This is a genomic window from Streptomyces aureocirculatus, from assembly GCF_000720475.1.
In the GTDB taxonomy this organism is placed as follows: domain Bacteria; phylum Actinomycetota; class Actinomycetes; order Streptomycetales; family Streptomycetaceae; genus Streptomyces; species Streptomyces aureocirculatus.
This window is the reverse complement of the sequence record NZ_JOAP01000017.1, coordinates 99,368-119,857: the sequence shown is the minus strand read 5'-3', so window position 1 is coordinate 119,857 and position 20,490 is coordinate 99,368. Positions and strand designations below refer to the sequence as shown.

At 71.5% G+C, this 20,490-nt stretch carries 13 protein-coding genes, 1 other RNA gene and 1 pseudogene; 8 read left to right on the top strand and 7 right to left on the bottom strand.

The window, feature by feature from the left end; genetic code table 11:
• Positions 1-526: 526 nt before the first annotated feature.
• Complete coding sequence (gene yaaA, locus IG78_RS0117125) at positions 527-1,327, bottom strand: peroxide stress protein YaaA (protein ID WP_030563980.1); 801 nt, start codon at positions 1,325-1,327, stop codon at positions 527-529.
• Between the two features lie 474 nt (positions 1,328-1,801).
• Here yaaA and IG78_RS0117120 point away from each other — a divergent pair, with 474 nt between their 5' ends.
• On the top strand, positions 1,802-3,265 hold the full coding sequence (locus tag IG78_RS0117120) for an RNB domain-containing ribonuclease (RefSeq protein WP_030563979.1): 1,464 nt from the start codon (positions 1,802-1,804) through the stop codon (positions 3,263-3,265).
• Here the strand turns inward: IG78_RS0117120 and IG78_RS50855 are convergent.
• Together IG78_RS50855 and IG78_RS0117110 are read right to left on the bottom strand one after the other, a co-directional pair.
• A complete protein-coding gene (locus IG78_RS50855; RefSeq protein ID WP_213084189.1) occupies positions 3,216-3,992 on the bottom strand; it encodes a hypothetical protein in 777 nt (258 codons plus the stop codon). The genes IG78_RS0117120 and IG78_RS50855 overlap by 50 nt on opposite strands.
• Positions 3,989-4,825, bottom strand: coding sequence for a MerR family transcriptional regulator (locus IG78_RS0117110; protein ID WP_030563977.1), 837 nt, complete (start codon positions 4,823-4,825; stop codon positions 3,989-3,991). The genes IG78_RS50855 and IG78_RS0117110 overlap by 4 nt, the downstream gene beginning before the upstream one ends.
• A gap of 155 nt (positions 4,826-4,980) precedes the next feature.
• Between IG78_RS0117110 and IG78_RS0117105 the strand changes: the two genes are divergently transcribed.
• Positions 4,981-6,003, top strand: coding sequence for an AraC family transcriptional regulator (locus IG78_RS0117105; RefSeq protein WP_078965187.1), 1,023 nt, complete (start codon positions 4,981-4,983; stop codon positions 6,001-6,003).
• 80 nt (positions 6,004-6,083) lie between these two features.
• On the opposite strand, the gene IG78_RS0117100 is transcribed toward IG78_RS0117105, so the two are convergent.
• From IG78_RS0117100 to IG78_RS0117085, 4 genes are all read right to left on the bottom strand, one after another.
• Positions 6,084-6,413: an SCO5918 family protein gene (locus IG78_RS0117100; protein ID WP_030563975.1), complete on the bottom strand. Its 330-nt coding sequence runs from the start codon at positions 6,411-6,413 to the stop codon at positions 6,084-6,086.
• Positions 6,414-6,455: 42 nt separating this feature from the next.
• On the bottom strand, positions 6,456-7,901 hold the full coding sequence (locus IG78_RS0117095) for a DEAD/DEAH box helicase (RefSeq protein WP_030563974.1): 1,446 nt from the start codon (positions 7,899-7,901) through the stop codon (positions 6,456-6,458).
• Between the two features lie 341 nt (positions 7,902-8,242).
• A complete protein-coding gene (locus IG78_RS0117090) occupies positions 8,243-8,446 on the bottom strand; it encodes a cold-shock protein (RefSeq protein ID WP_030563973.1) in 204 nt (67 codons plus the stop codon).
• Positions 8,447-8,754: 308 nt separating this feature from the next.
• Entirely contained in the window at positions 8,755-9,093 is a 339-nt protein-coding gene (locus IG78_RS0117085) for a MerR family transcriptional regulator (protein WP_030563972.1), read from the bottom strand.
• A 311-nt stretch (positions 9,094-9,404) separates the two neighbouring features.
• On the opposite strand from IG78_RS0117085, the pseudogene IG78_RS52650 reads away from it, so the two are divergent.
• The 6 genes and pseudogenes from IG78_RS52650 to IG78_RS0117055 form a co-directional block, all read left to right on the top strand.
• Positions 9,405-10,331 (top strand): annotated as a pseudogene (locus IG78_RS52650) (DMT family transporter); the annotation flags it as partial.
• 133 nt (positions 10,332-10,464) lie between these two features.
• An RNA gene (gene rnpB, locus IG78_RS44085) (RNase P RNA component class A) lies at positions 10,465-10,868 on the top strand.
• A 367-nt stretch (positions 10,869-11,235) separates the two neighbouring features.
• Positions 11,236-12,855 (top strand): TIGR02677 family protein, encoded by a 1,620-nt coding sequence (locus IG78_RS42215; protein ID WP_051852713.1) that lies wholly within the window; start codon positions 11,236-11,238, stop codon positions 12,853-12,855.
• Positions 12,855-14,237: a TIGR02678 family protein gene (locus tag IG78_RS0117065; protein WP_051852712.1), complete on the top strand. Its 1,383-nt coding sequence runs from the start codon at positions 12,855-12,857 to the stop codon at positions 14,235-14,237. The genes IG78_RS42215 and IG78_RS0117065 overlap by 1 nt, the downstream gene beginning before the upstream one ends.
• Positions 14,234-18,439 carry a TIGR02680 family protein gene (locus IG78_RS0117060; protein WP_030563968.1) on the top strand — a complete coding sequence of 1,402 codons (4,206 nt, stop codon included), beginning with the start codon at positions 14,234-14,236 and terminating at the stop codon, positions 18,437-18,439. Before IG78_RS0117065 ends, IG78_RS0117060 begins: the two co-directional genes overlap by 4 nt.
• A gap of 8 nt (positions 18,440-18,447) precedes the next feature.
• The gene (locus tag IG78_RS0117055) at positions 18,448-19,707 is read left to right on the top strand and encodes a TIGR02679 family protein (RefSeq protein WP_225882099.1); all 1,260 of its coding nucleotides are present in this window, start codon (positions 18,448-18,450) and stop codon (positions 19,705-19,707) included.
• Positions 19,708-20,490: the final 783 nt, after the last annotated feature.

Here is a 20,490-nt window from a genome sequence, read left to right as displayed (position 1 = left end):
TTCCACCACACTGGCGCGCTCGTCCTCGCGCCGGACGGGCTCTCTTCCCCCCCCGCCCGCCCTTTTATCGCGCTGGCGCGCTCGTCCTCAATCGCCGGACGGGCTTGATGGTTCGCCCGCGCGGCGGAGTTCCAGCCCGTCCGGCGAGGGGGCAGCCAACCCCCGGCGACGTTGCAACCGGCCCGGCGCGCTTTCAACCCGTCCCGCGAGGTGGCAACCGGCCCCGGCGAGGGACCAGCCCACCCCCGGCGACGGTTCCAGCCTGTACCGGCTACGTTCCAGCTCATCCCGGCAACGGTTACCCCCTCCCGGCGACAGCTCCATCCCCCTCCCGGCGACGGTCCCAGCCCACCCCAGCGACAATGCCAGCCCGCCCCGGCGAAGCTTCAAGCCCGTCCGGCGTTTGAGGACGAGGCGCGGAGCGCCGATGAAGCGGGGGTCCAGGGGGCGGCAGCCCCATGGTTTCGGGAAAGGGGTGGGACTGGGGCGCCCCGCGCGGACAACCGCCCGCACCCACCCCCCCCGCTCAGTGAACCTCCCGCACCACCACATCCAAGGCCCAACCCCGCCCCGCCCGGGAGGGCACCTCCGCCTCGACCACGTACCCAAGATCCCGCAACGCGGACACAAGCTCGGCGGGCCCCCCGGGCACCACCCCCGCGGTGAGAAGCGACCGCACGATCCGCCCCTTGGTCGCCTTGTTGAAGTGCGAAACGACGGACCGCCGCTCCACCCCGTCCACGACCTGCGCATGCAGCACCCGCACGGTAGCGGTCCGCTCCGCGACCTCCCCCTTGGGCCGCCAAGCGGCGGCGTACGCGGAGGACCGCAGGTCGAGCACGAGCCCGCCCCCGGCGGCAGCGGGCAGCACGGAGGCCATGGGCCCCCGCCAGTACGCGCCGAGCGCGCCGAGCCCCGGCAACTTCACCCCCATCGAGCAGCGGTACGACGGAATCCGGTCCGTCACCCCCACCGCCCCCCAGAGCCCGGAGAAGACGAGCAGCGACCGCGCGGCCCGGCGCCGGGCGGCCGCGTCGAGCGAGGCCAGGTCGAGGGCGTCGTACAGCACCCCCGTGTAGATCTCACCGGCGGGCCGCGCCCCAGCGGTCCGCAGCCCGGCGTTCTTCGCGACCTCACCGCGCAACCCCTCGCTGAGCCCGAGAACCTCACGCGCCTTGTCCTCGTCGGCGGCACACAACTCGACCAGTTCGTCGAGGACGGCGGCACGGGCCCCGGCGAGCCCCGGCAGGGACAGCGACTCCGGCTTCAGGGGCGCCCCACGCCCGGAGGGGGCCTTGCCTTCGGACGGCGGCAACAGGACGAGCACGAGCACTGCTCCGATTTCGTTCGGGGTACGGCTGCGAGGTAGGTACCCGGGGACGGAAAGAGGGGGATGCGGCCCCAGCGAAAGGGTACGGCCGCGAAGGGGCACGGCTGCGCACGAGCACCGCAGCGTACGGGCGCGGTTGCGAAGGGGCACGACCGCGTACCGGCACGGCGCGCAGGGGCACGGCTGCGTACGGGTACGGCTGCGTACAGGTACGGCCGCGTACGGGCACGGCCTGCGAAGCGGCACGGCCGCGAAAGGCACGGCCGCGAAAGAGTACGGCTGCGTACCGGCACGGTGCGAAGGAGCACGGCCGCGTACCGGCACGGTGCGAAGGAGCACGGCTGCGTACCGGCACGGTGCGAAGGAGCACGGCCGCGTACGGGCACGCCCGTGGAAGGGGCGGCCGTGAAGCGGCGCGGCCGTGGAAGTGCACGGTGTGCCGACGCCGGCGTCCCGCCCTACGCTCGGTGCATGCCCCGCCGCCAGCTCCACGTCACCGGCGCAGCCGAAACTCCGCTACGGGCCGCGCTGCGCGACCTGCGCGCACGCCTCGACGTGCCGGAGGCCTTCCCCGCCGAGGCGCGCGCGGAGGCCGAGCGCGCCGCGGCGGCTCCGCGCCTGCCGGACGAGGACGCCACCGGCATCCCGCTGTTCACCGTCGACCCGCCGTCCGCCGTCGACCTCGACCAGGCGATGCACCTGTCGCGGCGCCCGGGCGGCGGCTTCCGGGTGCGGTACGCGATCGCGGACGTGGCCGCGTACGTCACCCCCTCGGGCCCGCTCGACAGCGAGGCCCACCGCCGCGTCACCACCCTCTACTTCCCCGACGGGAAGGTCCCGCTGCACCCCACCGCGCTCAGCGAGGGCGCGGCCAGCCTGCTCCCCGACCAGACCTGCCCCGCCGTGCTGTGGACCGTCGACCTGGACGCGGACGGCCGCACCCGGAGCACTGATGTGCGCCGCGCCCTGGTGCGCAGCCGCGCCAAGCTCGACTACGCGAGCGTCCAGTCCGCCATCGACGCGGGCACCGCGGAGGAGCCCGTGGCGCTGCTCGCCGAGGTGGGGCAACTGCGCGAGCGCCTTGAGGTCGAGCGCGGCGGCATCTCACTGAACGTGCCCGAGCAGGAGGTGACGGAGCGGACCTCCCCGGACGGGGCGGACGGAACGTACGAACTGGCCTTCCGCGCCCCACTCCCCGCCGACGGCTGGAACGCCCAGATCTCCCTCCTGACCGGCATGGCGGCGGCCGAGCTGATGATCGCCGCAGGCGCCGGGATCCTGCGGACGCTGCCCACCGCCCCCGACGGCGCGGTCGGCCGCCTGCGCCACACCGCGAAGGCCCTGGGCATCGACTGGCCGCACCACGTCCCGTACGCGCACCTCGTCCGCTCCCTCGACCCGCGCGAGCCGCACCAGGCCGCGTTCCTCCAGGAGTGCACGACGCTGCTGCGCGGCGCCGGGTACACGGCGTTCAGCGGCGGCGAGGTGCCGAAGCTGACGACGCACGCCGCCGTGGCCGCGCCCTACGCGCACTGCACGGCGCCGCTGCGCCGCCTCGTCGACCGCTACGCCGCCGAGCTGTGCCTGGCCGCGTGCGCGGACGTGCCGCCCCCCGAGTGGGTGCTCGCGGCACTGCCCGGACTGCCCCGGGAGATGGCCGACGGCACCCGGCGCGCCAACTCCGTGGAGCGGGAGTGCGTGGACATCGTCGAGGCCGCGCTCCTCAAGGACCGGGTGGGGGAGATTTTCGACGGTGTCGTCGTGGACGTGCGGGAGCACGCACCGGACGTCGGCACCGTGCAGGTGGCCGAGCCCGCCGTCGTCGCCCGGATCGAGGGCGGCGGGACGGCGGGGCTGCCGCTGGGGGAGCGGTTCCGGGTACGGCTCACCCAAGCGGATCCGGGGCGCGCACCGGTCCTTTTCGCTCCCGCTTGAGCGCGGGTGCCGGGGACTCCTGGGCGGTGCGGGACTCCGGGGCTGCCGGGGACTCCAGGGGCGTGCGGGACGCCGGGGGCGCCGGGGACTTCAGGGCTGCCGGGGGCTCCTGGGCCGTCGGGTCCACCGGTCGCTGCCGGGTGAGGGCGTCGACCAGGGCACGGGGGTCGTCGGCGTGCAGCCGCACCACGCGGGCGTGGGCGCGCAGGCCAAGGGGCCGTACGAAGGCGACGGGCCGGGTCAGCTCCACGGTGACCGTCGTCTGGTGGCCGACCGCGACGTCCAGGGAGCCGTCGTCGTGCACCCGCACGGTGCGCCCCTCGGGGTAGCGCCGGTCGACGCGGGCCGACCGGATGCCGACGGCGGGGATCGTGACGTCCAGGTACTGCCCGTACCGCACCCGCAGCGATCCGTCCGCGCCCACCACGTGCGGCCGCGTCACACACCCGGCGTGCAGTGCGACAATCTGCACCACCGTGTAGACGTCCACGAACAGCAGGGCGGCGTGCACGACGGGCCACGGCACGACGAGCGCGAGTACGACGGTCTCCGCCACCGCCACGAACGCGAAGCCGAAGAGCATGGCGGTCTGCGGCCCGGTGTACGCGGCCGGACGCGCCCCCGCCCCCACGCCGTGCCGCCGCCGCGCCACCCACAGGCCGAGACTCGCGAACCCGCGCAGCTCGTGCACGCACAACCGGCGCAGCACCCGCACCGCCCGCCTCACGGGTTCCACCCCGTCCGCCCGGTGAGCAACCGCATCATGTGCCGGATCGCCGCCGCCTGAGCGGGCGCGAAGTCGTCGAGGAACGCTTCACCGAAGGCGCTGCCCAGGGAGGCGGCGCCCTTCGGCGAAGCGGCCTCCTCCCCGTCGTCCGCCACGTGGTGCTCCTCGCGGTCCTCGCCCCCGTGTACGAGGACCGCGAGGAGGTCATCGGGCATGACGGCCGCGAGATCCTCGCCGAGCGGCACCACTCGCGGGTCGTCGGGCGGCGCGTCGGCCAGGTCGTCGAGGCGGGCGTACAGCTCCCGCATGCGTCCGGCGAGCCCGCCGTCGTCGGCGAGTCCGCGCAGGGCGTCGTAGAGGCGGTCGCGGTGGCCCGGCTCCGCGGTGGCGTCGAAGAGCGCCAGGTGCTCCAGGTCCTTGGCGGCGGCCGCGGACTCGCTCGGGTTCAGTCGCCCGAACAGCTCCGCGAGGCCCGGTGACACCGGCCCCTCGCCGGGCAGCAGCCCCTCGCGCGACATCTGCGACAGCTCGGCGAGCCGCTCCCGCCGAGCCCTGATGCCGGCCTCCTGCCGCGCCAGGTCGTCATCGAGTTCGGCGAGCACCTCGGTGAGCTCGCGCCCCGCGTCGTCCGCGAGGACGTCCCGTACCTCTTCGAGACCGAGCCCCAGCTCGGTGAGCCTCTTGACGCGGGCCAGCACGATGGCCTCGCGCAGCCCGTACTGGCGGTACCCGTTGGGCCGCCGCGCGGGCTCCGGCAGCAGCCCGAGGTGGTGATAGTGCCTGATGGCCCGCGTCGTCAGGCCGACGGCAGCCGCGATCTCTCCGATGCGCATGCCCTCAAGTAGAAACGTTGACGCTACGGCAAGGTCAAGCCCACGAGCGGCCCATGTCGGCGGCATGGAAAAGGAGTGCGGGGACGTTCCCGAACTGAGCACGCGCAAGGACACGTGAGCAAGCGGGCCGGAGCGAGACGGGGGACGACGGAACCATGAGCGGAACCGAGGGCGCGCGGGAAGACCGCGCACGCGACCCCCACGGGCGCACGACGGAAAGCGCCACGGAAAGCGCCACGGAAAGCGCCACGGAAAGCGCGACGGAAAGCACGACGGAAAGCACGACGGAACGCGCCACCTGGACCCGCGCCGCTCTGGGGGAGGGCAGCGCCCTGGACCTCCTGACGGCCCGCTTCGACCGCCACCGCTACGCCCCGCACTCCCACGAGGAGTTCAGCGTCGGCGTCTGCGTCACCGGCACCGAGATCATCGACTACCGGGGCGGCCGCCTCGAACTCGGTCCCGGCGCCGTCGTCGTCCTCGCCCCCGGCGAGCCGCACACCGGCCGTCCCGGCTCCTCAGGCGACGGTTACGCGTACCGGGCGATGTACCCCTCCCCGCACCTGTTCGCCGACGGCGCCCGCACGGTGCCGCACTTCCGCGACGCGGTCGTGGACGACCCGCAGCTCTCGGCGGCACTGCGGGCGGCGCACACGCGCTTGAGCGCGGCTGCGGACCCGTCGCAGTGGGGAGCCGGGCGGCCCGTGGGCCCGTCGGCGACGTTGGCCGCCGAGTCCCGTCTCACCGAACTGTTCACCGCCCTGGCCCGGCGCCATGCCACCGCGGGCGCGGGGACGCGGGAGCCGGCCACGGCAGGCGCCGCCGTGGCCCTCGCCGTCCGCGACCGCCTCGCCGACGACGTCCTCGCACCCCCCACGCTCACTGAACTGGCCACCGACCTGGGCCTGTCCCGCTACCAGCTCCTGCGCGCCTTCCGTACGACGATGGGGATGCCGCCGTACGCCTGGCTGGCGCAGTACCGCGTCACGCGGGCCCGAGGGCTCCTGGAGAGCGGACTGCGCCCGGCAGCGGTCGCGGGCCTGGTGGGCTTCGCCGACCAGGCGCATCTGACGCGTTGGTTCCGCCGGGTGACGGGGGTGACACCGGCGGCGTACCGCAGCAGCGTGCGAGCCGGTGCCGCCCGGTCCGACAGGTCTGACCGGTCTGACCGGACCTGACCTGACTTGATCAGACCTAAACGGGTGGGACCTGAACGGGTCAGGCCTGGTCGGGTCAGGTCAGGTCTGGCCTGGTCGGGTCAGGCCTGGTCGGGGGTGCCGAGCATCGCGGACGCCCGCTGGAGGGGGCTGAGGCTCGGGGTCGGGCCGGGCGCGGGTACGGCGGGGGAGGGCTCGGGCGCGGCGTGGCAGGTGAAGCCGAGGCGGGCCATCGCCCGCTGGACCTCTCCGGCGCTGAAGTCGCGGCGGTCCTGGCCGGTGATGACCTGGCCCACCTGCTTCAGCGGGAAGTGGCGTCGGCCGATGGTCACGTACTCGCCGGTGACGGGCTCGGGCTTGACGCCCTGCATGGATTCGAGCACTCCCGGCTTGGTCAGGTCGAAGGGGAAGCGAGCGATGACACAGCGCATGGGACCTCGCAGGGAGAAGGGATTCTAGGGGAAACAGTACTGTCAGGCCGCGGTGTTGAGGAGCGGTTGCCGCTGAGCGGTCTGACGCTTTCCCTGCGCGGTGCGGCTGCGGCGGCCGCGCTTGGTGGAACTGCTGCGCTGGGGGCGTTCTACGGGCGGCGCGGTGATGGTGACCGGAATGCCGGAGGGGGCCTGGGCGCCGGTGATGCGGTGGAGTTCGGCCTCGCCCGAGCGGACCCGGGTCGACTGCGGGGAGATGCCCGCGTCGGCCATCATGCGGTCCATCACCCGGCGCTGGTTGGGCAGCACGAGGGTGACGACGCTGCCGGACTCACCGGCCCGGGCGGTGCGTCCGCCGCGGTGCAGGTAGTCCTTGTGGTCGCTGGGCGGATCGACGTTGACGACGAGGTCGAGGTTGTCGACGTGGATGCCGCGGGCGGCGACGTTGGTGGCCACGAGCACCGTGACGTGCCCGCTCTTGAACTGGGCCAGGGTGCGGGTGCGCTGCGGCTGGGACTTGCCGCCGTGCAGGGCGGCGGCACGGACACCACTGCTGAGCAGGTGCTTGGTGAGCTGGTCGACGGCGTGCTTGGTGTCGAGGAACATGATCGAGCGGCCGGTGCGGGCGGCGATCTCGGTCGTGGTCGCGTGCTTGTCGGCGCCGTGGACGTGCAGCAGGTGGTGTTCCATCGTGGTGACCGCGCCCGCCGTGGGGTCGACGGAGTGGACCACCGGGTCGTGCAGGTAGCGCCGGACCAGGAGGTCGACGTTGCGGTCGAGCGTCGCGGAGAACAGCATCCGCTGACCTTCGGTCCTGACCTGGTCGAGCAGGGCGGTGACCTGGGGCATGAAGCCCATGTCGGCCATCTGGTCGGCCTCGTCGAGGACGGTGATGGCGACCCGGTCCAACCTGCAGTCCCCGCGCTCGATGAGGTCCTTGAGCCGCCCGGGCGTGGCGATGACGACTTCGGCGCCGCCGCGCAGCGCGCTCGCCTGGCGGCCGATCGACATGCCGCCGACGACGGTGGTCACACGCAGCTTGACGGACCGGGCGTAGGGGGTGAGCGCGTCGGTGACCTGCTGCGCGAGTTCCCGTGTGGGGACGAGGACGAGCCCGAGGGGCTGCCGGGGCTCGGCGCGCTGTCCCGCGGTACGGGCGAGCAGCGCGAGGCCGAAGGCCAGCGTCTTGCCGGAACCGGTCCGCCCGCGGCCGAGCACGTCACGACCCGCGAGGGTGTTCGGCAGGGTCGCGCCCTGGATCGGGGTCGGCACGCGCATGCCCTGTGCGGTCAGCTCGGCGAGCAGGTGCCGGTGCATGTCGAGATCGGCGAACGCCTCGACCGCGGGCAGCGCCGGGGTGATCGTCTTCGGGGGAGCGAACTCGCCCTGTACGGGGGCGGGCCGGCGGCCGGGGCCTGCCGGGCGCGAGCCGCTGCGGCGGGACCGGTTGTTGTTCGTGTGTGTGCGGTTCGTGTGTGTGCGGTTCATGAGGAACCTTCCTTGATGCGGCACGTATCAAGGAATTCCCGGAGCAGATGAGGAGCTGTACGGGGAACCGCGAGAACGAGCCGGGATTAAAGCGGTGCGGCATGCGGGCGGCAAGGCATAAAAAAAGAAGGCAAGCCGTCCGCTGAAATGCGCATGATTGGCCGGGTGCCAGAAAACAGGCCCGATGGGCAAGCCTGTACGGCGTTGGGGCCCGGCGTGGAAATATCCCACTCAATGGTGGGAGGGGTACTCGGGTACAGCGGATGAGGGTGCGGGCCCCCGGGTACGAGCGAGGGCCCGCGCCCCGAGGCGCGGGCCCTGCTCATGCGGTGTGCCGGGTGTCAGGCGGGAACGATGTTCTCGGCCGTCGGACCCTTCTGGCCCTGCGCGATGTCGAAGGTCACCTTCTGGCCCTCGAGCAGCTCGCGGAAGCCCTGGGTGGCGATGTTCGAGTAGTGGGCGAACACGTCAGCGCCGCCACCGTCCTGCTCGATGAAGCCGAAGCCCTTTTCCGCGTTGAACCACTTCACGGTGCCAGATGCCATGTCAATTCTCCTTTGGGCAGTGTCGGAATCCGCACTGCGCGGACCCGGCGTCGCTGCGATGATTCACCCATCCGGACAATGACCGAAAATACAAAAGTGCTCCCAGCGGCCGAACGGCCGTCGGAGGCACTTGGAGTTTTGGGAACCACAACTGCAACTGAGATCGACAGTAGCACGCCGAAGCCGGGGAGGCAGCGGAGGCAATTCCACTCGGCGCGCCGTGCGAGATGTTTTCATCGCGCCCTGTCCTTATTTCTCATTTCGCGGCGACAGCTATGGTGCGGGACCGGCTGCTGTGTCAGGAGGGATCAGGCGTCGGCCGAAGGGTGCGGCTCGGCGGTGGACCGCCGCAGCTCCTCGTTGATGCGCTGGGCCTCTTCGAGCTGGTCCTCAAGGATGACGATGCGGCAGGCCGCTTCGACGGGAGTGCCCTGGTCGACGAGTTCCCGGGCGCGAGCGGCGATCTTGAGCTGGTAGCGGGAGTACCGGCGGTGCCCGCCCTGTGAGCGCAAGGGGGTGATGAGGCGGGCTTCGCCGATGGCGCGCAGGAAGCCGGGGGTGGTGCCGAGCATCTCGGCGGCACGGCCCATCGTGTAGGCCGGAAAGTCGTCGTCATCGAGACGATCCAGGGAGTTCTCTACGGTCATTGGCACCTCTGCCGGATTGGTCGGGGAACGCGTCGAGGGGCCCTGATGCCGAACGGCACCAGGGCCCCGAGGGATTGAACACCATCTTCCGGCCTACTGCTGTGCCGGACTTCTCTGTCCGCGCCGCCCCGAGGTAGGTGGGGATATGCGCGGGGATCGCGGATGCGTGACCGTGGGACCACCTTCCGTTCCGGGGGTCTGCGGTACCCGGGCCGACGAGATTCCCGCCCGGGCGATCCTGATGGCGTCTGCCTCCTTCTTCGTACTCGCTCACTTGGCTACGAGGACAAGCCTAACTCCGACGCACTTTCATGTCTACGACGGCCAAGACAGATTTTCTCCGCCGCGAGGGGCCGGAGTCCTGCCCGCTCCGGCCCCCGGAAACCTCGGGAGTGACGCCCCACCCGCAACGACGTTCAAGACGCAACACCCCGCCCTGTCCGAAACTCCCCCTCATGACTGCACGTGGCTGGCTTCTCTTCTCGCTCATGGGCGTCCTGTGGGGCATCCCGTACCTCTTGATCAAAGTGGCGGTGGACAGCGATCTGACACCGTCGATGGTGGTGTTCACGCGCTGCGCCCTCGGCGCCGCGCTGCTGCTCCCCTTCGCGATACGCCAAGGCGGACTGCCCGGCGTCCTGCGTACGCACTGGCGGCCGATGCTCGCCTTCGCCTGTGTGGAGATCCTGGGCCCGTGGTGGACCCTGACGGACGCGGAACGCCATCTGTCGAGCTCCACCGCGGGCCTGCTGATCGCCGCGGTCCCCATCATCGGCGCGCTGCTCGCCCGCTTCTTCGGCGACACGGAACGCCTCGGCCGCAGGCGGGTGACGGGCCTGGCGCTCGGCTTCTCGGGTGTGGCGGTGCTCACCGTCCCGCATCTGACGGGCGGCGACGCCTGGTCCCTGACGGAGGTCATGATCACGGCGCTCGGTTACGCGATCGCCCCGCTGATCGCGGCCCGCCACCTCAAGGACGTACCCACGCTCCAGTTGATCGCGCCCTGCCTGACCCTGGCGGCGCTGGTCTACGCCCCCGCGGCGGCGGCGAGCCGGCCGCAGGAGGTCCCGGACGCCCGGACCCTGGCGGCGCTCGCGGCTCTCGGGGTCATCTGCACGGCGCTCGCGTTCATCGTCTTCCTGGAGCTGATCCGCGAGGCAGGGCCGACCCGCGCGATGGTCTTCACGTACATCAACCCGGTGGTGGCCGGGGCGGCGGGCTTCGCCTTCCTCTCCGAAACCCTCACCGCGTCCTTCGCCGCCGCCCTCGCCCTGATCCTCGCCGGGTCCTTCCTGGCCACGGCGGCCTCAGGACCACCCGCCACCGGCACCCGGCCCGCGCCCCTGCGGGTACCATGGTCGGCACGGCAGACGAGCCGGGCGGACGGCCGCGTGGAGGTTCTTGTGGACCTCCCCGAGGAACGTCCGGGCTCCACAGGGCAAGGTGGTGGCTAACGGCCACCCGGGGTGACCCGCGGGACAGTGCCACAGAAAACAGACCGCCGGGGGCTTCGGCCCCTGGTAAGGGTGAAACGGTGGTGTAAGAGACCACCAGCGCCTGAGGTGACTCAGGCGGCTAGGTAAACCCCACCTGGAGCAAGGTCAAAAGGAGCGCCGTAAAAGGCACTCTGCGCGGACGTTCGAGGGCTGCCCGCCCGAGTCCGCGGGTGGACCGCACGAGGCCGGCAGCAATGCCGGCCCTAGATGGATGGCCGTCGCCGAGGGGTCCGCGAGGCCCCCTCGGAACAGAACCCGGCGTACAGCCAGGCTCGTCTGCCTTTGTGGCCCTGCCCCAGGACATTTCCCTGGGGCAGGGCCGTAATGCGTTGTGGACGGGCCTACAGCGTCGCTGCGGGCTGCGGAAGCGGAGCTGTCCCCTGGCCGAGCCTCTGAGCGTCTCTTTCCGTGAGCACGATGGGGAAGCCCGAGGGAAGAGATGGTGCGTGATGATCTGTTTCGGGTCACTCGGCCCTGGACTCGGTGGAGGTGGCGTTCCAGCAGATGGCGGACGGGCCCGGCTCGTTGACGCCGGACGGTGGGGCGATGGGCGGTGGGATGTCCCGCGCGGCATGAGAGCGCGGTGTTCCGCGATCGGCCCCGGAGTGTCAGAGGCGGGCCGTACTCTCGGCAATGTGGAGGGGGCATGAACCATACGGACAGTGCCGGCGGCGGTGGAGAGCGGTGGGAGCGGCTCAGCGCCTACACGTATCTGAGCGTGCCGGAGCGCAGGGAATACGTCGCCGTGATGCGGCTCTTCTGCTCCACGCTGCTCGCCGACCTGTCCGTCCCCGACATCCTCGCCAAACTGGCACAGTCCGGCGACCCCGGCCCCGTAGGGGAGGCGGAGACGCTCACCGCGCGACTGGAACAGCTAGTGCGCTGGGGCAATCTGCTGCGCAGTACGAACACGGTGAAGGCGACCAGCATCGCCGAGTACCAGCGCTCCCGCTCGCGATACCAGCTCTCGAAGGTGGGGGAGCGGGTGCAGCGGGACGCGGACGAGGTCCTCGCGGAAGCCGATGCCGCGCGTGAAGTCAGCAGCGAGCTGCTCGCCCTTGTCGACCGCGGCCTTGGCGAGATCGCCGCGAGGGTCGGGGAGACCGGCGGCGCGGACCCGCAGGATCTGCTGGAGAAGATCAGTACGCTGTTCGTCCAGTTCGCGGAATTCGCCGAGTCCGTACGCGACTTCTACGCCTACCTCGGGCAGGTACTCGCCCGCTACGACCTGGACAGCGGAGAGTACCAGGGCTTCAAAGAACTGCTCCTCGACTATGTCGAAGCCATCACTGAAGAGGTGTCTTTCCGGGCGCCGCGTATCGCCGCGACCCTGGACGGGCTGTGGCCGGATCTGCCGGGACTGCTTGCCCACATCGACACCCACGCCGCCGGTCTCGGGGCCCTCTCCGATGCCCTGCCCGAGACCCGGGTGCAGCGCAGTCGCGGCCGGGAGCTGTCCGACTGGGAGGGGCTGCGAGGTTGGTTCGCCGACGTGGACGGACAGGGCAGCCAGGTGGACCAACTGCGTGACGCGACCCTGCGAGCGCTCCAGTCGCTGCTCGCCAATGCCAAGCGGATGCTGCGCTCCGCGTCCGGCGAGATATCCCGCCGCAAGGACCTGCTGCGCCTTGCCGGGTGGTTCGACGTCGCGGACCCGCAAGACGCCCACGACATCGCGGTCGCCGCCTTCGGGCTCTACGGGGCACGGCACCTGGGCGTGGCCCCCGAGCCCGACCAGGTCGTACCGGCGTATGTCAGTTGGTGGTCCGGGCCCGTCGTCGATGTCCCGGTGGCACTGCGCGAGCGCGGCAGCAGGGCACAGCGCGGCCGGAGCGCCACTGTCGAGGATCACTCGGAGCAGAAACGCCGCCTGGTCGAGGAGGCGCGTGCGAAGGCCGCCGCACGGCGGGCAGCCGCCGATGAACTGCGCAGCGCCTCCGGCAGATTCGAGCAGGTTCGGCTGACATCCGCGGCGATGAGCCTGCTCCTCGAACTGCTGACTGCCGCGCTCGGTAACGCTCAGCTCCACCACGGCTCCCCGCAGACAGGCTTCACGCTGCACGACGCGCAGGCCGAGGACGCCGATCTCGGCATCCGGCTCACCGCGCGGCGCACTCCGGGCACGGGGACCGTCCTGCGGTCGATCGACGGTGACCTGGTCGTCGACGATCTGAGGCTGGCCGTCGAGGCCCTGGGCGAGGCTGGATCCGACGGCCGGACCGCCCATGCGGAGCGACCGGAACCGATGACAGGGGAGATCGCCTGATGGCCCTGCCCTCCGCCCATGACGTCGCCCTCGCAGCCGAGCGCCGCAGCGCGGCCCGGCTGCTCCTCACCCACCCGCTGGTGACGTCGCAGGGCCCGCACAGCGACACCTTCCCGCTGATCCGACGGCACGCCGACTGGCTCGCCGGGCGGTTCCAGCAGGTCCTCGGCTACCGGCTGCTCGTCGAAGCCTCGTACGCCCGGCTGTTCAAGGCGGGCCTCGGGCCCGTTTCGGGACACCGTCTCGAGCGCACGACGGGTACACCCTTCACACCACGGACGTACGCCTGCCTCGCACTGGCCCTGTCGGTCCTGGTCACCGCACCTGAGCAGATCCTGCTCTCCCAGCTCGTCGCCGATCTGCGGGCCGCGGCCGTGGACGCGGGGCTCGACGCCGGGGAGAACACCGGACGCCAGGCCGAGCGCCGCACCCTCGCGGCCGCCCTGCGCCAGCTCGTCGACTGGGGCGTACTGGTGGAGACCGAGGGCCAGGTCGCCTCCATCGCCGAAGAACACGGAGGTGAGGCCCTGCTCACCGTGGACCGCGAGATCGCCCGAGCGGTCGTCGCGGGACCGCTCACGCAGAGCAGGGACGGCGACGACCTCGTACGCCGGGCCGCGGACCCCGGCTTCGGAGGCCCGCGTACCTATGTGCGCAGACGGCTCGTGGAGACCCCGGTGGTCCACCTCGACGACCTCACCGCCGCCGAACGCGAGTGGCTGCGCACCCGCCAGCGGCGTGAGTCGCAGGCCTTCTCCGAACTGCTCGGCCTGGAAGCCGAGATCAGAGCCGAGGGCATCGCCATGACCGACCCCGACGACGAGCTCACCGATCTGCACCTGCCCGGCACGGGCACCGTCGCCCAGGCCGCGCTGCTCCTCGTCGAACGGCTCGTGGACCGGCTGCGCCCCGAAGCCCCCGGGCACCCGGCGACCGGCGGGCAACTGGTGATCGGCGTGCCGATCCCGTCCGCGCTGCCCGTCGAGATCGTCGCCGACCTCGTGGAGGAGTACGGTCGGCGCAGCAACTGGCAGCGGCGCTATGTGGAGGACCAGGGTGCGCTGTGCGCCGATGCCCTCGGCCTGCTGGCCCGGATGCGCCTGGTGGCCTCGTCCGGACCTGTCCGCGCGGACGGGCACGGCCTGCCGCAGGACTACGAACCGTCCCCGGAGGACGGCCGGCCCGTCACGGATGTCTCCGGAGCCCGGGGTGACACCGGACACAACGGCTGGGTGCTGCTCGCGGCGGCGGCCCGCTACGCCACGACGGTCGCGATGAAGAGTGGGGCACAGCCACCCCTACGGCAAGGCCGGCAAGGTGAGGAGGAGCGGCTGCCTCTACCGGAGGAGCAGCTTTCCGTACAGGAGGAGCTGCCGCTATGAAGCACGACCCGGCGCCGCCCACACGCCGCTACCGCCTCCATCGCGCCGGCATCAGCAACGTCTGGCAGTACGACGAGCAGGAGTTCGCGTTCGGCGGCGGGCGGCTGCTGCTCCGCGGCAAGAACGGCGCGGGCAAGTCCAAGGCGCTGGAGATGCTGCTGCCGTATCTGCTCGACGGCGACGCCCGCGCCCTCGACGCCACCGGAACCGGCCGCACCACCCTCACTTGGCTGATGCTCGACGGCTTCGACCAGACCAACCGGCTCGGCTACCTCTGGGTGGAGTTCCAACGGGAGGACGAAGGCGATGGGGACAGCGACGGCGCTGCCACGGACCGCTGTCTGACCGTCGGAGCCGCGATCCGTGCGTCGAAATCCACCGGGAGGGCCACCCCGTTCTTCTTCACGACGCCCCTGCGGGTCGGCATCGACCTGCACTTGGCCCACGCGGGGCACCCGCTTCCGGTCGACCGGCTCCGTGAACAGGTGGGCGCGGCTCATGTCCTGGAGCGTGCGGTGGACCACCGGGCCAGAGTGGCCCGCGAACTGTTCGGCATCACCGATCCCGCCCGGTACCGCAACCTCACCCACCTCCTGCACCGGCTGCGCCGTCCCACCATCGGGGACCGCATCGAGACCGGTGGTCTTGTCTCCGTGCTGAGCGAAACTCTCCCCGGCCTGGACGAGGAGATCGTCGACAAGGTCGCCCGCAACCTCGACGACTTGGATGCCGTACGGGACGACCTGGGCCGTCTGGAGAAGACCGACGCCGCACTGCGCCACTTCCTCGGCGGCTACCGCGGCTACCTCCACGGAGTCCTGCGCCGCCGTGCGGCCCGCGTCGGCGCAGAACTGGACACCCTCACCGAATACCGCAAAGTCGCAGGTGAAGCAGCGAAGAGCGCCTCCGATCTGCGCGGCGAGGAGCAGGAGCTCAGGTCCCTTATCGAGGTTCTGGAGACAGAGCGCGACGCGGCCAGGACCGACCTCGACGCCCTGCACGCCAGCGTCGGCTACCGCAGCCTGCAGGAGCTCGCGGACAAGCGCGGCACAGCCGCCGCCCTCCACGGCGCGGCGGCCACCGCGTTCAAGGCGCTGCGCCAGGCCCATGCCACGCAGCAGGAAGCGGCCGGGCGCTTGTCCGACGGAGCTCAGCGACTCGGCGCGGAGCTGCGTGATCTGGGCTCTGTCCACCGTGAGCTGTGCCGGCAGGGTGAGCGGTCCGGCCTCGAACCGGCGCATCTCGGCACACCGGTCGCGCCCGCACTCTCCCGGATCGCGGCACCCGTGAGCAGCGAGCTCAGCGACCCCGGCGGCGCGCTTCACGTCGTACGCCATGACGAGGTGCTTGCCATAAACACCGATGGCTGTCCTGCGGCCCTCGGTGAGTGGGACACGCAACTGGAATCCGCTGGTCCAGTGATCAGGGCACGGGGCCGGACGGTGAGTGAACTGGCGGGTCTGATCAAGCAGTCCCACCGATCGGAGCAGGAGGCGGCCGAGGCCGACGCCGCTCGCGAACGGCTCGAGGAACAGGCCGAGGAAGCCGCGCAGCAGGTTCAGGGCCGCAAGGAGGAGACGGCGGGCGCCAGCAGCGACTACGCGAGCGCGGTGCGGGACTGGGCCGATCGCCTGGCGGACCTGGCGAAGGTCCCCCTCGACGCGGTATATGGCCTGATCGGCAGGGAGGAGTCCCACAGCGCGCCACTCGCCGACCGGATGCTGCCCGCGCACGTGCCCGAAGCGGTGACCGAGGCCGCCCAGTCGGCGCTCGACCCGCACCTGACCGCCTTGTCCGATGAGCGCGACGCCCTGGGGCTGAATCTGCGTCAGCTCACCGCGGAGGCCGACCGCCTCGAACGGGAGCGGACCGCCTGGGAGCGGCGCCAGGACCCCGAGCCGCCCTGCCCGCCGCACCGGTCCGCACCGCGTACGCCCGGCACCGGTGCCCCGCTGTACCGGGTCGTGGACTTCGCGGCAGGAGTGGATCCCGAAGCACAGCGAGGTCTGGAGGCCGCGCTGGAAGCCGCGGGGCTCCTCGACGCCTGGATCCGTGCCGACGGTACTGTCCTGGACCCGGACTGCCGGGACACCTTGCTCAAGCCTGACGCTCCGGCCCAAGGGCCGACACTCGCCCACGTTCTGCGACCGGTCGACGCGCTGGGCTGCGGGGTGAGCACCGCACAGGTGGCCCGTGTGCTGTCGGCGGTGGCGCTCCGCACCGGCGCAGCGGAGGTGGCGGAGCACAGTGCGATCGGTGTGGACGGCTCCTGGAAGCTGGGCGTGGCCGGAGGCAGGCACGCCAAGACGGCCGCTGAGTACGTAGGCGCGGAGACACGTGCCGCGACCCGCCGCCGAAAGCTGGCCGAACTCGGCGCACAGATAGATCAGTTGACTGTCGAGTCACAGTCGGTGGAACGGCGCTTGACGGAGCTGACCGAGTGCCGCGACTTCCTCACCGGCACCCTGCGCCGCCCGCCAAGGGCCCGTGAGCTGACCGACGCCTGGGCCCGCACCCGTGAGGCGGAACGCACTGCCCAGGCCCTGACCGGGAAGGTGGCCAAAGCGGCACGAGCGGCGGAGGAGGCGAGGGCGCGTGCCGTCGGCGAACGCCGCAAGGCCGAGGCGACCGCCACGGCCCACGACCTGCCCGCCGACGAGACCGCGCTCGACGCCGTCCGTATCGCGCTCGACCGGGTGCGCGTCGGGGCGGAACAACTGCGCCGGAGTATCCGGACAGTCGCGTCGGGCGCGGAAAGCCACCGCCAGGACAGGGACGGATACGGCCGGGCCTGTGACATGCGGACCGGTGCGCAGAGCGACTACACCGAGTGCGCCGCCGCGCTGCAAGCCGCCCGCCGCACGATCCGTACGCTTGAGGAATCCATCGGCGCGTCCGAGCAGGACATCCTGGCGAGCGAGGACGAGGCGAACCGCCGCCTGGGAGCAGTGGCCCGTCAACTACCTGGCGTGCAAAGGGACTTCTCCCGCACCCATGATGCCCTGGTCCGCGCAGACCGGGACGAGCAGACCCACCGTGACCGTCTCGCGGCGCAGGAGACCGAGGTGATCGCTGCCGGTACCGCACTGCGGAAGGCGCTCACCATGCCCGAGGTAACCCGCGGAGCCGGTCTTGACGGTCGGCAAACGCCCGAGGATCCAGCATCCGCCGACGTACAAGGCAGGATCAAGGCCCTGCGCGGCCTGACCGCGACCGTCCGCGACGCCCTCGACCCCGAGCGCCACGACACCTCCGACACCGCACTCCTGAACCGGCACAACGAACTGCGCGACCAGCTTTCCGGCGGCTATGACGCCCTCCTTGAGGAGCACGACGGCACCAAGATCTGCCGTCTCGTCGACGACCACGGTCCGCACGACATCGCCGTGGTCGGCGAGCGCATCGCGGCTCAGGCCGCCGACGCCCGCCAGCGTCTGACCGAGCGCGAGCGCGAAGTCTTCCAGCGCTTCCTCACCGGCGAGCTCGGGGACAACCTCTCCTCTCAAGTGATCGCCGCAGGAGCCCTGGTGGCGGCTCTCAACGCCACCCTGCGCACGGTCCGTACGTCGCACGGCCTCGGAGTGGAACTCGACTGGAAGCTCGTCGACAGCGTCGAGGCGGACGTGCGGGCGGCCGTTGACCTCCTGCGCAGCCCTTCCGGACTGCGCACCCGTGAGCAGTCCGAACAACTCCGTGACGTCCTGCAACGGCGCATCGAGGACGCCCGCCGCGCCGACCCCGCGGCGGGCTACGCGGCGCATCTGCGCACCGCCCTCGACTACCGGGCCTGGTTCACCTTCACCCCATGGGTCGTGGACGACACCGCGCCGGGCCGCAGACGCAAACTCTCCGGTCGCACCGGGCTCAGCCAGGGCGAACAGCGCGTCCTGTCCTACCTGGTCCTCTTCGCCGCCGCGGCAGCGCACTTCACGACCCTCGCCGAGACCGCGCCGCACGCCCCACGCCTTATCCTGCTCGACGACGCGTTCGCCAAGGTGGACGAACCCACTCACGGCAGGCTCGGCCGCATCCTCGTCGACCTCGACCTGGACTTCGTCCTCACCAGCGAGCGCCTGATCGGCAATTGGCCCGACGTGCCCTCTCTCCACATCTACGAGTGTCTGCGCGACCCGCACACCCGGGGGGTGGCGACCCTTCACTACCGATGGAACGGCCGGCAACGACGACTGATGTCCGTATGACCGGTCCGGTGCCTGACGCCGCTCTCGCCTTCCTCTCGCAGCCGGCCCTGACCCGTCTCTGGACGGCGGTACGCAGGCGCCTCGAGGGCAACGGTTTGGAGGCCACCGGCACGCTCGGACTGCGCGACCTCACCCCCGAGGAACGCCAGGCCTTGTCCCTCCTCCTGGCCAGACCCGTCACCCGGCCTGGGGCGACAATCCGCCTGTCAGAACTGGACCAGCGGCTCCGAGCAACGGCCGCGGGCCGAGGCCTTGTCGGCGTTCTGGGCGAGCTGGGCCCACCCTTGACGGACCGCCGCGCTGCCCGTACCGCGGTGCGGACGCAGCGCAACGAGCTGTGGTCCGCCGCGGAAGCCGCCTTGTCCGCCACGTGCCTGGCGGACGAGGCCTGGGCCGAGCAGTGGCTCGACGAGGCCCGACGAGGCGGCGCCGTCGCCCGCCAGCCCTCCGACGCCGCGGCGGCAACGCTCCACCAGGCCATCCAGATCCTGTCCCTGCTCTTCGCGCACGGCGCTGCGTTCACCTGGGGGCGCGGCGAACTGGCCATCCGGTTCACCGGCTCCGCCCACGGCCTGGACGACGACACGCTGCTGTCCCGTCTCGTCCTGCGTGGTATCGCCAGGGCGCACGGCATCGCATTCCCTGGCGACGCGGCGGGCCGACGAGCCCTTTGGCGTGCTGCCTCAGTCACGCCCGACGAGGTTTCGAGCACCGTCCTCACCTACGGCCTGCGCCCGACCGGCACCTCCTGGCGCGAAGCTGCTCTCCGGGAACGGGCCGACCACTTCACGGAGACACACCTCACGCTGCGCGAACTGCGGGCCCTGGGCCTCGACCTGCCACCGCGCACTCGTATCCACGTCTGCGAGAACCCGCGCATCGTAGAGGCAGCGGCCGACGCCAGGTGCACCCGTCCTCTGGTCTGCACGTCCGGAAGCGCGGCCACTGTCGTCGTCACACTCCTGGACATGCTGATGAGGAGCGGGAGTCGCTGCACTCTCACCTACCACGGAGACTTCGACTGGCCAGGCATCACACTGGCCAACCGCATCATGGCCCGCTACGACGCACACCCCTGGCGCATGTGCGCGGACGATTACGATCGCCTAGCGGCGCACACACAGTTGTTGGGCATGCCGCAACTGGCCCTCGCGGGCCCCCGGGTCGAGGCTGACTGGGATCCCGGACTCGCCCCAGCCATGGAGGCGCTCGGGGTCGCCCTCCATGAGGAATCCGCCGTCGATCTGCTTCTGGAGGACCTCGGGTGAGGGAAATGGCTGTGGGGCACGAGCACGTTCACGACGGGGGGCACCGGCCGTCGACACCGCCCTACGCCTGAAGTCCCCGAATCCGCCGACCCGCTTCCGTCGCCGGTAGAGGATCGCATCGGCGACCCGACCGCCGGAGTCCTTGTGTCCAGGAACGTGGTGGGCGGCCCGGGGAAGCCCAGGTGGACGGTCGCCGCCACCGACAGGAACGACTCCAGGACCGGCACCTCCGATACCGGCTCCTGCGTCCACTTGTTCGCACCGGGCGACGCGGTGCCTGCCGCGGGCGCCGTCGGCGGTCGAGAACTTCCCCGGTCTCTTCATCGGGGGACGCCCCGAGCCCGGGCCCGGTGAGACGGATCTCCTTCTGAGCGAAGGCGTGTGAACCCCGGCACAGACCGAGGGGCCCTCACCGTATCGGTGAGGGCCCCTCGTGTCATTGAGCGCCCGGCAGGCCTCGCACCTGCATTTCCCATCGGATGATGGACGTCTTTCCTTGGACCACAGACGCGTGACTCCCGTGCCGTGCACCGGAGTTACGTGAAGATCGTACACCGTTTCCAGGCCCGTCCCGACCGTCCCGACCATCCCGGCCGCCCCGATCGCCCCCGCGCCCACACCGGTCCCGGAATGGGTGTCGTCACGGATGGATCCGGGCCGACCCCTCGTCCAAGCTGGACCGGTTCGACGGGGTACGTCAGCTTGCGTCCGGTCCGGGAGGATGGGGTGTGGTTGTGGCGAGAAACGGAAGCGGGCGAGGAAGCGGTGTCGGGGTTGGATTCG